The sequence below is a fragment of the Roseivirga ehrenbergii genome (assembly GCF_001593005.1).
Lineage (GTDB): Bacteria > Bacteroidota > Bacteroidia > Cytophagales > Cyclobacteriaceae > Roseivirga > Roseivirga ehrenbergii.
Genome location: NZ_LQZQ01000004.1, coordinates 83,244 through 95,771, shown reverse-complemented (window position 1 = coordinate 95,771; position 12,528 = coordinate 83,244). Strand labels below are relative to the sequence as shown.

General features: G+C 36.7%; 12 protein-coding genes. 5 read left to right on the top strand and 7 right to left on the bottom strand.

Features of this window, described 5'->3' with window-relative positions:
* Positions 1–66 precede the first annotated feature (66 nt).
* Positions 67–2,142: an ATP-dependent zinc metalloprotease FtsH gene (ftsH, locus tag MB14_RS05475; protein WP_062590334.1), complete on the bottom strand. Its 2,076-nt coding sequence runs from the start codon at positions 2,140–2,142 to the stop codon at positions 67–69.
* A gap of 70 nt (positions 2,143–2,212) precedes the next feature.
* Entirely contained in the window at positions 2,213–2,560 is a 348-nt protein-coding gene (gene rsfS, locus MB14_RS05470; RefSeq protein WP_062590332.1) for a ribosome silencing factor, read from the bottom strand.
* Here rsfS and MB14_RS05465 point away from each other — a divergent pair.
* The 3 genes from MB14_RS05465 to MB14_RS05455 all read left to right on the top strand — a co-directional run bounded on the left by MB14_RS05465 (position 2,445) and on the right by MB14_RS05455 (position 5,601).
* Positions 2,445–3,374: a biotin--[acetyl-CoA-carboxylase] ligase gene (locus MB14_RS05465; protein WP_311316237.1), complete on the top strand. Its 930-nt coding sequence runs from the start codon at positions 2,445–2,447 to the stop codon at positions 3,372–3,374. The genes rsfS and MB14_RS05465 overlap by 116 nt on opposite strands.
* A gap of 64 nt (positions 3,375–3,438) precedes the next feature.
* On the top strand, positions 3,439–4,746 hold the full coding sequence (gene ahcY, locus MB14_RS05460) for an adenosylhomocysteinase (RefSeq protein WP_062590328.1): 1,308 nt from the start codon (positions 3,439–3,441) through the stop codon (positions 4,744–4,746).
* A gap of 75 nt (positions 4,747–4,821) precedes the next feature.
* Entirely contained in the window at positions 4,822–5,601 is a 780-nt protein-coding gene (locus MB14_RS05455; RefSeq protein ID WP_084375970.1) for an FkbM family methyltransferase, read from the top strand.
* Between the two features lie 13 nt (positions 5,602–5,614).
* On the opposite strand, the gene MB14_RS05450 is transcribed toward MB14_RS05455, so the two are convergent.
* The 3 genes from MB14_RS05450 to MB14_RS05440 are packed head-to-tail and all read right to left on the bottom strand — an operon-like array spanning position 5,615 to position 9,157.
* Positions 5,615–7,279 (bottom strand): ArnT family glycosyltransferase, encoded by a 1,665-nt coding sequence (locus tag MB14_RS05450; RefSeq protein ID WP_062590314.1) that lies wholly within the window; start codon positions 7,277–7,279, stop codon positions 5,615–5,617.
* Complete coding sequence (locus MB14_RS05445) at positions 7,280–8,047, bottom strand: glycosyltransferase family 2 protein (protein WP_062590313.1); 768 nt, start codon at positions 8,045–8,047, stop codon at positions 7,280–7,282.
* A gap of 9 nt (positions 8,048–8,056) precedes the next feature.
* A complete protein-coding gene (locus MB14_RS05440; RefSeq protein ID WP_062590311.1) occupies positions 8,057–9,157 on the bottom strand; it encodes a glycosyltransferase in 1,101 nt (366 codons plus the stop codon).
* Between the two features lie 248 nt (positions 9,158–9,405).
* Between MB14_RS05440 and MB14_RS05435 the strand changes: the two genes are divergently transcribed.
* A complete protein-coding gene (locus tag MB14_RS05435; RefSeq protein WP_062590308.1) occupies positions 9,406–10,233 on the top strand; it encodes an FkbM family methyltransferase in 828 nt (275 codons plus the stop codon).
* A 3-nt stretch (positions 10,234–10,236) separates the two neighbouring features.
* On the top strand, positions 10,237–10,800 hold the full coding sequence (locus tag MB14_RS05430) for a DUF3109 family protein (RefSeq protein WP_062590306.1): 564 nt from the start codon (positions 10,237–10,239) through the stop codon (positions 10,798–10,800).
* Positions 10,801–10,814: 14 nt separating this feature from the next.
* Here MB14_RS05430 and MB14_RS05425 read toward each other — a convergent pair whose 3' ends face one another.
* Both MB14_RS05425 and MB14_RS05420 read right to left on the bottom strand, forming a co-directional pair.
* On the bottom strand, positions 10,815–11,555 hold the full coding sequence (locus MB14_RS05425; protein ID WP_062590304.1) for a class I SAM-dependent methyltransferase: 741 nt from the start codon (positions 11,553–11,555) through the stop codon (positions 10,815–10,817).
* A complete protein-coding gene (locus MB14_RS05420; protein WP_062590302.1) occupies positions 11,545–12,528 on the bottom strand; it encodes a glycosyltransferase family 2 protein in 984 nt (327 codons plus the stop codon). Before MB14_RS05420 ends, MB14_RS05425 begins: the two co-directional genes overlap by 11 nt.

Sequence of the window (12,528 nt, the reverse complement as noted above, 5' to 3'; positions counted from 1 at the left end):
AGTATTCACAAATAAAAAAATCAGGCACTATTGGCCTGATTTCAATTTTATTCTTTTTACAAAAGATTACTTGTTTTCTTCTGTACTAGAAGTATCACCCATTTTATCAGAATCGGCATCTACTATATCTTCAGCTTTTTCCGTATCAGGTGCTAATTTTTCTTTATTCTGACCGTTAGGAGAAGTGTAAGCAGCATATGTAGTTTGCTTTTCGAAAGGCCTTTTACCAATCAAACCTTCCAAATCAGATTGGAATATGATTTCCTTTTCGAGCAATTTCTGAGCTATAATTTCAAGCTTGTCTTTCTTCTCTGTTAATAATTTAATTGCGCGCTGATAAGCCTCGTCAATGATCTTCTTAACCTCTTCATCGATTGTCTTCGCGGTAGCGTCAGAATAAGGTTTGTTAAAGTTGTATTCTGATTGTTTAGAATCGTAGTAGGAAATATGTCCGATTTTCTCGTTCATTCCATATACAGTAACAATACTGTATGCTACTTTAGTTACTCGTTCTAAATCGCTTAGCGCTCCAGTAGATATTTTTCCGAAAATGATTTCTTCCGCTGCTCTACCTCCTAAAGTCATACACATTTCGTCCATAAGCTGTTCTGTTTGATACAAGAACTGCTCTTTCGGTAGGTATTGTGCATAACCTAAAGCGGCAACACCTCTTGGTACAATACTTACTTTTACCAATGGATCGGCATGCTCTAGGAACCAGCCTGCCACTGCATGACCCGCTTCGTGATAAGCCACAATTTTCTTTTCTTCTGGAGAGATGAGCTTATTTTTCTTTTCTAAACCTCCAATCACACGGTCAATCGCATGTTGAAAATCATCCATATCAACCGCTTTTTTGTCTCTTCGGGCGGCAATTAAAGCTGCTTCGTTACAAACATTAGCAATTTCTGCACCCGCAAAACCTGGCGTTTGTGCGGCAAGTTTTTTAGCGTCAATGTCTTTATCCATTTTAATTGGAGCCAAGTGCACCTTAAAGATGGCTTCTCGGCCCACTAAATCTGGCTTATCAATACTGATTTGTCGATCGAAACGTCCTGGTCTTAAAAGCGCTTGATCAAGTACATCAGGTCGGTTTGTGGCGGCTAGAATAATTACGCCTGAATCGGTAGCAAAACCATCCATTTCAACCAAAAGCGAGTTAAGGGTGTTTTCTCTTTCATCATTAGATCCTGGCATTTGCCCCTTCCCTCTTGAGCGACCGATGGCATCAATCTCATCAATAAATACAATACAAGGTGCTTTTTCTTTCGCTTGTTTGAAAAGATCTCTTACTCTCGCTGCTCCAACTCCTACGAACATTTCAACAAAATCAGAACCTGAAAGTGAGAAGAAAGGTACACCAGCTTCACCAGCCACAGCTTTTGCTAATAGGGTTTTACCAGTTCCTGGAGGTCCTACAAGTAATGCTCCTTTCGGAATTTTACCGCCTAACTTAGTGAATTTTGAAGGGTTGCGAAGAAATTCTACAATTTCTTGTACCTCTTCTTTTGCTTCATCTAGCCCCGCAACATTGTCAAAAGTGATTTTCACTTTATTTTCAGCATCAAATAACGCGGCTCTTGACTTGCCAATATTAAATATTTGACCTCCAGGCCCAGAATTACCTGTCATTCTTCTCATCATTAACCAAAAGAACAACACGATGATGATTAAGAAACCATATGAGCCAAGAATCTCAATGAAGGTAGTTTTTTCTTCAAACTGGATTCTAACAACTTCCTCTTCTGGAATATTTTCCTTTTCAACAAAAGACAAATAGTCATCTTTGAAATCTTCTGCCGATAAGATATTTTGAATGATATAATGAGGGCCTTGACTGCCAAAACTGAAGAAGTCTTGGTTTTCTAATTCAGTTTTATACTTAGCGTTCTGAAGAGCTTCGTTTTTTAAAGTAACCTCAACCGTTTTTTGATTGGTAATAACTACAACGCTTTGAACATCATTGCTTTTAACCATATCCTCAAAGCGCTTCATTGTAATGATAACGCCCGTACTTTGGTTACTGAAAATGGAAATTGAGAATACAAGAATAATCAAGGAAATGAATATCCATACTTGATTATTGGGCTTTTTGCCTCCTGCTTTTGGAAGGATGTTCTTCTTTCTTGGACTATCTGGCATTTTTATTTTTTATAAAATTTAAATCTTTCTTTAAACGCGGAGTAACACATAAAGTTAAAGAACTTTTGAGTTATCCGATGGAGGTCACTTTAGCATCTCCCCAAAGGTCTTCAAGGGCATAAAAGTCCCTTTTTTCACGTTTGAAAATGTGTACTACGTTGCTTACATAATCGAGAAGAATCCACTCCCTATTGGTAAATCCCTCTTTTCTCCATGGACGTTCGCCTTGTGCCTCTTTAACCTCTTTTTCAACAGATTCGGCTATGGCTTGTAGCTGGGTATCAGAGTTGCCTGAGCAAATAATGAAAAAATCGCTAATCGAACCTTTCACTTCACGTAAGTCAAGAACCTTAATGTCCTCTGCTTTACGCTCTTCCATTCCCTTTATAATAATCTGGCTCAGTTCTTCTGAAGTCATTCAGTTTTTTGTGTCTAAATTGTTATTTATTTGTAGTCAAAACTACGAAAATCTGTTGTACAAAATCCTTGCTAAAACTTTATTTCTAGGGAAAGAAGTGATTTACATGCCAAGTTGTCATTCAACGAATGATATTGCCTTGCAAATGCTTAAGAAACCTGACATTCGAGAGGGGGTGGTCATCATTGCTGGACATCAAACTTCGGGGCGGGGGCAGAGAGGTAATAATTGGAAATCTGACCCAGATTCTAATCTTACATTAAGTGTTATTTTAAAACCTAATTTCCTTCAAGCCTCTGATCAATTCTATTTGAATATGGTTGCCTCATTAGCGGTACAGAGAGCGATACAAGGCGGTGTGGATGGGCAAGATATGAAAGTGAAGTGGCCCAATGATGTGCTTCTAAATGAGAAGAAAGTAGCCGGAATCTTAATAGAAAACATATTGCAAAAAAGTTCAATTCAATGGGCGGTTTTGGGCATTGGAGTAAATGTTAACCAAAAGAGTTTTGGCTTAGAAAAAGCAACTTCTATGTCTCAAGTTGTAAATAAGGTGTTTGATTTGTCCATTCTTTTTGAAAAGCTGATTGAGTCAATAGAATACTATTATTTGAGATTGAGATCGGGAAAAAGAGAAGAATTAAGAGAAGAGTATCTGCAACATCTTTTTGGTTTTCAGCAATTTAGAAATTATCGAACAGAGTACGTTTTTAGTGGTAAAATAATAGATGTGGCAGAAACAGGTAGGTTGATAATGGAAACCACAAAGGGTGTGCAGTCCTTTGATTTTAAGGAGGTTGAATTTTTGTATTGAGTACTAGCTTATTTTGAACTTTCTAAATACAAGCAGTATCTTTGCAGCGCAAATAAAAAACGATATGTTAGAAACAGGACTAGATTACAAAGTAAAAGATATTTCCCTAGGTGATTGGGGTAGAAAAGAAATTGGACTAGCTGAGGCTGAAATGCCTGGTTTAATGTCCTTAAGAGAAGAGTTTGGTGCTTCACAGCCACTCAAAGGAGCTAGAATCGCTGGTTGCCTTCATATGACAATTCAAACCGCGGTTTTGATTGAAACTTTAACTGCTCTTGGTGCCGAAGTAAGCTGGTCTTCTTGTAATATTTTCTCAACCCAAGATCATGCAGCTGCAGCAATTGCTAAAGCTGGAATTCCTGTTTTTGCTTGGAAAGGTATGAACGATGAAGAGTTTGATTGGTGTATCGAACAAACTTTGTTTGCATTTGAAGGTGGTAAACCTTTAAATATGATTCTTGACGATGGAGGTGATTTGACCAACATGGTTTTAGATAAATACCCAGAATTGGTAAAAGACATCAAAGGGCTTTCTGAAGAAACAACTACGGGTGTTCACAGGCTTTATGAAAGAATGAAGAAAGGTACATTACCAATGCCTGCCATTAATGTGAATGACTCTGTTACAAAATCTAAATTCGATAACAAATACGGATGTAAAGAATCATTAGTGGACGCAATCAGACGTGCTACTGATGTAATGCTTGCAGGTAAAGTTGCTGTTGTAGCTGGTTACGGTGACGTAGGGAAAGGTTCAGCTGCTTCTTTGAGTGGCGCTGGTGTTAGAGTAATTGTTACTGAAATAGATCCGATTTGCGCGCTTCAAGCAGCAATGGACGGTTATGAAGTTCAAAAAATGGAGAATGCTATTCCTCGAGCTAATATTGTGGTAACAGCAACGGGTAATTATAATATTATTCAAGGCAAGCATTTCGAAGCCATGAAAGACAAAACTATCGTTTGTAACATTGGTCACTTCGATAATGAAATTGATATGGCTTGGTTAAATAAAAACCATGGTAATAGCAAAATAGAGATCAAACCACAGGTTGATTTATATAACATCAATGGTAATGATGTTATCGTTTTGGCTGAAGGTCGTTTGGTAAACTTAGGTTGCGCAACGGGTCACCCTTCGTTTGTAATGTCTAATTCATTCACTAACCAAACTTTGGCTCAGTTGGAACTTTGGACAAATTCAGACGCATACGAAAACGCAGTATATACTTTGCCAAAGCATTTAGATGAGAAAGTAGCTAAACTTCACCTCGAAAAAATTGGAGTGGAATTAGAAGAGCTTACTCCAGAACAAGCCGAGTACATTGGTGTTACGGTAGAAGGCCCTTACAAGCCAGAGCATTATAGGTATTAATTTAAATTGGTATAGAACAAAAAAAGTCAGTTTAGGCTGACTTTTTTTGTTTTTAAAGGGCTATAAACTAAGATTATGGGGAAGGTAGCGAGTAAAGTAAGGAGGTATAGATCTCTCATCGGTAATTTTAAGAACTGGAAAGAGTTCCTAGTTTTTAAATCGTCAAAAATGCCTGCATTTAACTTTGAGATGAGAAATGGCTTTCACATTAACGTTAAGCGCCAAATGCTTCCTCCGTTCAAAGAAAGCTTTTTTGATAATATTTACTTTGATGGATTTCCTCCAGAGAAGAGGCTAACAGCTTCCCCTATGGTAATTGATATTGGAGCAAATGTTGGCTTTTTTAGTCTTAATATTTTTTCAAAGTACCCTAAAGCTAAAGTGATAGCATTTGAGCCAATGCCTTTTAATTACGCTCAGCTACTTGAATATCAACAAGAGTATAATGACGTTAATTGGGTGATTGAGAATAAAGCAATTGCTGACCATTCGAATGGGTTAACTTTATATACTAGTACAATAGATGGATTTTCGACAATGGCAGGTGTTTTTAAAGAGGGAGGGAAATCCAGTGAAATCAATGTTGAAACTATTACTTTATCTGATGTGATTAGATCCAACAATATTGACAACATAGATTTGTTGAAGCTGGATTGTGAAGGATCTGAATATGCTATTCTGTATACGCTGCCCGATAATGACTTGGCGAAAATTTCAATGATAAGTATTGAAACTCATTATGGTAATGACTTTTCAGAAAATCATAACGCTTTGGTTAAGTATTTAAAACTAAAAGGATGGAACCTGAAAGAGGAAAGTAAAAAGGATACGGGTTACATCTGGGCTTGGAATTAGAATTCTTCTAGCTCTATTGACGATAGATTAATTTAAAAACAGCAAAGTCAGAGTAGTCACCTTTTTCAGCCTTTAGGCTCGCTTTTATAAATTTGGCAAACTGAGATTCACTTGCAAAATCATATATATAGCCTTCCCAAAGAACTTCTACGTCTTTGAATTCATTCATGTGCTCTTCCCTTATTAGGGCTAAGGTTGGTTGGGTATATTGAATGATATTAACAAGAGTGTCTTGCCTTATTACCTTGCGCTCGGCATAAAAAGGCATGTTGTGAATGAGTGTTCCATCAATTTGAAGGGGGGTATCTTTATCAATATTCTCGTTTGAATTTATAATTTCACCAATACCCTTATAAGGTCTAAATTGTTCTAAAGGTTTTAAGTAAGCCCCGAGCAGAATATAAGCCCCAATTATAGCATAGAACGGTACGGCAATCATTTGTGACTGCACCTCGTTTTTTCTGTGATGTCTTAAAATAGAGAATATCAGGACAGAAGATAATAGAGGTACTGTATACCATATAACTGAAAGTGAGAAAATATAAACTAGAGCAAAAGAAGCTCCTAAAATTATGAGTCCGGGTAAAAGAAATGAGTACTGTTTTATTAATCGAAATGGCTTACTAATGTCGGGTTTATTAATTAGAAAGGCAGTTAGAATTAGCGCCATTGGTGGGTGAGCCTGAATGAAATAGGTTGGTATTTTACCTTTTGCAGCAGTGAAAATAATGAACATGACAAGGAACCACGAAAAGGCAAAACCTAGTTCTTTTCTAATGTTCTTATAATTAAATAGATAATACCCTAGTGCAACAAAGAAAGCCAAGGAGTATGGTAGAATTGTCCATGAAATTACTTCAACATAGAAAAAAGGCCTCATGCTTTTCTCATCTCGTGTAAAGGCTCGCTCAAATGTTTCATGTTGGAAAATTTCCCAAAAATCTTGACCATAGGTCAAGTACATATAAATCACCCAGCTTAGGCCTATAATCAGAACAATAGGGAGGCCTATATGAAGTTTAATTTGGAGCAGTTTTTTAAACCAGACTTTTAAATTGAACTGGTTATCCAAAAGCAGATAGAAGCCGATTATTCCCCCAATTACAATGATATATGGGTAGCCTTTAGTAAGTACTGTAAGCCCCAAGGCTATATATGCCAGATAATAGTATTTGTTTCGATTTTCAGTATATGCCCTTATGAACCAATACATGGTTAGGGTAAAGAAAAATGTTAGCGGAACCTCTGGTGAAGCATATTGTTTGACGGCAATCAACTGTACGCTAACTGCCATTATGCACATTGCGTAAAGTCCTGCTTTGGGACTGTAAAGTTTTTTTCCTAGAAGGTATGTAAGCCAAATGGAGCCTAAGGCCATAAGTATTATTGGAAGTCGAATTCCGAATTCATTTAAACCGAAAATTGATGAACTTAAAGCAATAGCCCAATAGGTGAGTGGAGGCTTATTGTACCTTGGTCTGTAGTTATATTGAATATCAATAAAATTTCCAGTTTCAAACATTTCCCTGACAGATTCTGCATAAAAGCTTTCATTCGGAGTCCAGATGTCATTTACATGAAAATTGAACAGATACAACGCTGTAATCAAGAGCATTATATAGCGCACTTGGATTTTGTGAGGCGCTGTAATCTGAAAGCATTGTAACAGGTTTTTCATTTAATGTTTTGATTTTTTATTCAATTCATGAAGGTACACATACTTTAGAAATGAAGTGTGCGCACTGGTTATACATATAACAATGCCATAAAAACCATCAAGAAACCCTAGCTTGAAGAAGAAGCTTTTAATAAATAGTATGGATGCACTCCCAATAGCCTTTCCTATTGACGATTTTTTCCCTCGTTGATGCATGGCTTTTGCAGCTATTTCCGCATACTTGGCTGCCCTCAAGGCATGATCTTCTAATCGATGAAATGAGTAGTGAAAAAGATCACCTTTTAATTTTACTCTTGGTTTATTGGAAGTAATGATAACTGTATCATGCGGATTTTCTCCTCCCCAAGTGCCATATCGTTTATCCCATAGTCTAGTTTTGGCATCGGGATACCATCCACTATGTTTAATCCAGGCACCGCAAAAATTGGTTAACCTATTGAAATAATAGGCATCGGTAGCCCAATTCTGTTTTACTTCTAAAATACTTTGCTTAAGTGTTTCCGAAAGTTCTTCGTCAGCATCTAATGAGAGCACCACGTTATTTTTAGCTTGAGAAACAGCAAAGTTTTTTTGCTCAATATGCCCTGCGAAAGCATGCTCAATAAATGCCACATCGTATTTAATGCAAATCTCTTTTGTCTTATCTGTAGAAAAAGAGTCAACCACAATTATCTCATCACATACATCCATCAAGGAATTGAGACATCTTGCAATATTACTTTCCTCATTATAGGTAATAATAACGCCACTTATTTTAATGCTATCCATAACCAAAAATTACGTTGTGACTTTTGTTGTAGGTTGTTTTATGCACTTTTCAAAGTCACTAATAATTTGATCAAGCTGAAATCTTTTTTCTACAATTTCTCTGCCCGATATACCCATTTTCATTCTGAGTTCTTTGTCGTTTGCCAGTAAGAGTAATTGGTCTGAAAAGGCCTTAGTGTCTCCATAGGTCGGTAAAAAGCCATTCTTACCTTCTTGAATCAGTTCTGGGTTGCTGGTAATATTAAATGCTACAAGTGGTTTGCTGGCAATCATTGCCTCTGCTAGTACATAACCAAACCCTTCCCACTCTGAAGTTAATGCGAATACATCGATACTATGCATAAAGCTATTAACATCATTGGTGAAGCCCATGAGTTCTACTTCGTTGGTCAGCTGCTCATGATTTATTCGTTCTTTTAGAGTTGACTCTAGCTCTCCGGCTCCAGCAATAATGATTTTAAAATTGAGGTTTTTTGACTTGAGCTGTTTGGCTATGTCAATAAGGTGGTGTTGACCCTTCTGTCGGGTTAGTCGTCCAGCGTTTCCAATAATGAATTTATCTTTTCCAAAATCTAATCGATTGATATTTTGGTGATCAATAGATTGAATATCTAAGCCTTGGTAAACAATAGCGACATCATCTGTCGATATGCTAGTTAATTCCAACAGCATGGTTCGCCTGGTTTCTAATGAGTTGGCAATAACATGGGTAAAAACTTTCTTATACAAGTGTCTATTTAGAAAACGATTTTTTACTGGAGCAGCAAGGGCTCTGTACAGTACTATCTTTTTGACACCAGCCATCTTTGCAGCTATGGCACCTACTTTGGTGTCATGAGAAGCTGAAATTATTACAACATCAATGTTCTGTTTTTTATAAAACCTAATTAGCCTTAAATACTTTATTGGGTTAAGGAATGAGAGGTTCTTTAATGTAACGTGAAAAACAGGAAAGCTATTTTGGGACGCTTTCTCCGCTAAAGGATTGCTTTTACTTGCGGCAAAACAAACATTATACCCTCTATCTCTAAACTTTATAGCATAGTCAAAATGAATTTTTTCCCCACCACCCCAAAACCTGGTAGAATTTAAAAAGCAAATGTTTTTCATTGGAAAGCTTTAAATATGGTAGTGGAAGATTTGTTTGAAATATAGCTTAAGCGTAAAAATGCTGAAACGGAAAACAATTTTTAGCTTCAGATTTAATCAATGAATTATTTTTTCAGAACATTGATTTGGCAAAAATAGTAAATCAAGGTGTAAATACCAGTTGGAATCGGAGTGAGAAAGGTTGAGACGACAAAGAGAGTTAGTTTAATTTTATCTAAATTTATCGCGAGCGAAATAAACCAACTGTCATGCTGAATTTTATAAAAAGGAGAAGGGAAAAAAAAGCTATTAAATCTACATTTAGAGAGTATGGCCATGAAATAAAACAATTCGACATCGATGGATATGGTCAAGTAGAGTATGCCCAGTGGCTCCACCCTTTTGAAGGACCAAAATTTGTAACAAAGGCTCAAATTGATTTTTATAAAGAGCTGTCGGGAGATGGGGAAATGATCATAGATATAGGCGCACATACTGGAGATACTACCGTGCCTATGGCTCTTGCAGTTGGTAAAAGTGGAATAGTGTTAGGACTCGAGCCTAACCCTTATGTTTATAAAATACTTGAAAAGAATTCAGCGCTGAATCCAGATAACACCAATATTGTTCCTCTTCCTTTTGCCGCAACTGAAGAAGATGGCGAATTTGTTTTTAATTATTCAGATGCATCTTTTTGTAACGGTGGTTTCCTCTCTCAAATAAAAAACCGAAAACATAAGCACAATTATGAACTGAATGTGCTTGGTAAAAATTTCAAAAGGTTTCTTGATGAAAATTACTCTGATAGATTGTCTCAATTGTCATTGCTAAAAGTAGATGCGGAAGGTTATGATAAAGAGATATTGAATGACATGGCCGACCTGATCAGTACTTATAGGCCAAATATTATGGCTGAATGCTACAAAAGGTTGACGCAAGTGGAAAGAGAAGAACTCTATGACTCCATGGCTAAACATGATTATGATATCTATTGTATAGATGGCTTTGAATCAAATGCCAATCGAATTTTGCTCTCGAAGGATAAAATGAATTTTAAAAAGCATTTTGAAATGCTTGCTATACCAAAAGTAAAATAAGGTATGATTCTGGTTGAAAACGCAGTAATTAGTGACGATATTAAGGAACAACTCTTTGTATGCGACCTTGAAGCTTGCAAAGGTGCCTGCTGTGTGGAAGGTGACTTAGGAGCTCCGCTTGAAGACCATGAGCTTAAGGAGTTAGAAGATGCTCTTGAAGCGGTAAAGCCTTACCTGAGTGAAGAAGGTTTGAAGGCCATAGAAAAGGAAGGTCCCTATATCATAGATTTTGAAGGAGATTACTCTACAACTACCATTGGCAATAGAGAATGTGCTTTTTCTATTTACGATGAAAAGGGCATTCTGAAATGTGGAATAGAACAGGCTTATCGCGATGGTAAAACCACTTTCAAAAAACCTATATCCTGCGAACTCTATCCAATTAGAATTACCAAATATGATCATTACGAAGCCTTGAATTATGATCGTTGGTCTATTTGCTCTGCTGCCTGTACTTTAGGTGAAAGGCTTGGTGTGCCGGTTTACAAGTTTCTCAAAGATGCACTTATCCGTAAATACGGAGAAGCTTGGTATAATGAATTATGTAAAGAGATTGAAGGGAGTTGAGTTATAAGTTCAGGTTAACTTTCAAGCTTCTTGGCAATACAGAAAGTACTTACTCCAAATGGAAAATTTGTTCTTTTCAACAGTTTGTTCTCAAAGTTTATCAATTTGTAAATTGATTCATTGAACATCGAGGGTTGAGATAAGTCACCGTTGGCGTCTTCTGATTTTGATTTTCTCAGCCTGTTTAAAGTTCTGAAAACAAACACGGGTGTAAAAAGGAAGAAATTCCAGTAACTGGCTTTTTGAACCTTGAAGCCCGTTTCTTTTAATTTAGTTATTAATTCAGGCTTAGTATAGCGCCTAAAGTGCATGTTAAATACATCGTGTGCGCTCCATAACGACATAAACGCTGGCACAAAAACTAGTAGTGTGCCGTTGGGTTTTAGCAAGCTATGCCAGTTGATCAAAGCCTTTTTGTCGTCTTTAAGATGCTCCAAACAATCGGAGGCAATAATAACATCAAACCTTTTGTCTAGAGTTATTTCCTGAGCATCCATTACGAAAGAGTTTTGGATGTTATTTCGCTTACAATTGGCAATTGCTTTCTCGCTAATGTCAATCCCGTATAGATTAGCCCTCTCGAAGCCCTTGTCTATTAACTCGTTTAATAGAATACCGGATGAACAACCTATATCCAAAATGGTAATGTCTCTTGGAGAGTCTTCTAATAATTGTAAAATGTAGCTTCTTCGGGCCTTAAACCAAAAGTGTTCACTTTCTACATCATGATATGTGATTTCGTAGTCAGATTTCATTCGCGGAGTGTTCTAGGTTAAAGCCTGTGGTTTTTCTTTCCTTGTCTTTTATTGTTTCTTTTATCACAAACAATGGCCTTTGTTTTACTTGAAAGAAAATTCTCAAAACATATTCACCAATTAAACCTAGCGATAATAATTGAATTCCTCCAAATAGAACTAATACGAACAAGAGGCCAGTAAAACCTTCGGGAACGTTTCCATAAATTAATTTTTTTGCAACTACGTATAGAAAGTAGCAAATAGATGAAAATACAGTAAGTAGTCCAAGGTTGGTGATCAACTTGATTGGTAGTTCACTAAAGTTGAATACACCATTAAAAGCGAGTTGAAATAGTTTTCTGAGTGTATATTTTGATTCTCCTGATTGTCGCTCTTCTCTGTTATATTCAACTCCAATTTGTTTAAAACCTAACCAACTACGCATGCCCCGCAGAAATCGGCTTTGTTCGGGCATTTCGTTCATCAAATGCGCTACCCGTGCACTTATGAGAGAGAAATCTCCCGTATCTAAAGGGATATGGATATAAGAAATTTTATCCATCAACCTATAGAAAGATTTGTAAGCAAACTTCTTTAAGAAGTTCTCTTTTCGGTTTTTTCTTACGGCATATACAACATCGTAGCCTTGCTTATAATATTCATAAAACTCTCCCAGTAGCTCTGGCGGATCTTGGAGGTCGGCATCAATAATAAAAACAGCTTCGGTGGCAGTAATTTGTTGTAAACCAGCGCTCAATGCAATTTGATGTCCAAAGTTTCTAGAAAGAATTACGGACTGAAAACGCTGATCGTTCATTGCTAAATCAGTCATTAACTCAGCAGTTCTATCACTACTGCCATCATCTACCAAAATAACCTCAATAGTCTTTTGAAATGAATCCATTAAGGTGGTCAACCGACTAATCAGTTTTTCAAATACTTCTTCTTCATTATAGAGCGGTATTACAATATTGATGGCTGGAGCAAGCAT

What these genes read in the sequence shown, in the direction of transcription:
- MB14_RS05425 (WP_062590304.1), bottom strand. Translation starts at nt 11,555, where the DNA reads ATGAAATCTGACTACGAAATCACATATCATGATGTAGAAAGTGAACAC.
- MB14_RS05455 (WP_084375970.1), top strand. Translation starts at nt 4,822, where the DNA reads ATGGGGAAGGTAGCGAGTAAAGTAAGGAGGTATAGATCTCTCATCGGT.
- MB14_RS05420 (WP_062590302.1), bottom strand. Translation starts at nt 12,528, where the DNA reads ATGCTTGCTCCAGCCATCAATATTGTAATACCGCTCTATAATGAAGAA.
- MB14_RS05430 (WP_062590306.1), top strand. Translation starts at nt 10,237, where the DNA reads ATGATTCTGGTTGAAAACGCAGTAATTAGTGACGATATTAAGGAACAA.
- MB14_RS05450 (WP_062590314.1), bottom strand. Translation starts at nt 7,279, where the DNA reads ATGAAAAACCTGTTACAATGCTTTCAGATTACAGCGCCTCACAAAATC.
- MB14_RS05465 (WP_311316237.1), top strand. Translation starts at nt 2,445, where the DNA reads ATGAAAAAATCGCTAATCGAACCTTTCACTTCACGTAAGTCAAGAACC.
- MB14_RS05440 (WP_062590311.1), bottom strand. Translation starts at nt 9,157, where the DNA reads ATGAAAAACATTTGCTTTTTAAATTCTACCAGGTTTTGGGGTGGTGGG.
- ahcY (WP_062590328.1), top strand. Translation starts at nt 3,439, where the DNA reads ATGTTAGAAACAGGACTAGATTACAAAGTAAAAGATATTTCCCTAGGT.
- MB14_RS05445 (WP_062590313.1), bottom strand. Translation starts at nt 8,047, where the DNA reads ATGGATAGCATTAAAATAAGTGGCGTTATTATTACCTATAATGAGGAA.
- ftsH (WP_062590334.1), bottom strand. Translation starts at nt 2,142, where the DNA reads ATGCCAGATAGTCCAAGAAAGAAGAACATCCTTCCAAAAGCAGGAGGC.
- rsfS (WP_062590332.1), bottom strand. Translation starts at nt 2,560, where the DNA reads ATGACTTCAGAAGAACTGAGCCAGATTATTATAAAGGGAATGGAAGAG.
- MB14_RS05435 (WP_062590308.1), top strand. Translation starts at nt 9,406, where the DNA reads ATGCTGAATTTTATAAAAAGGAGAAGGGAAAAAAAAGCTATTAAATCT.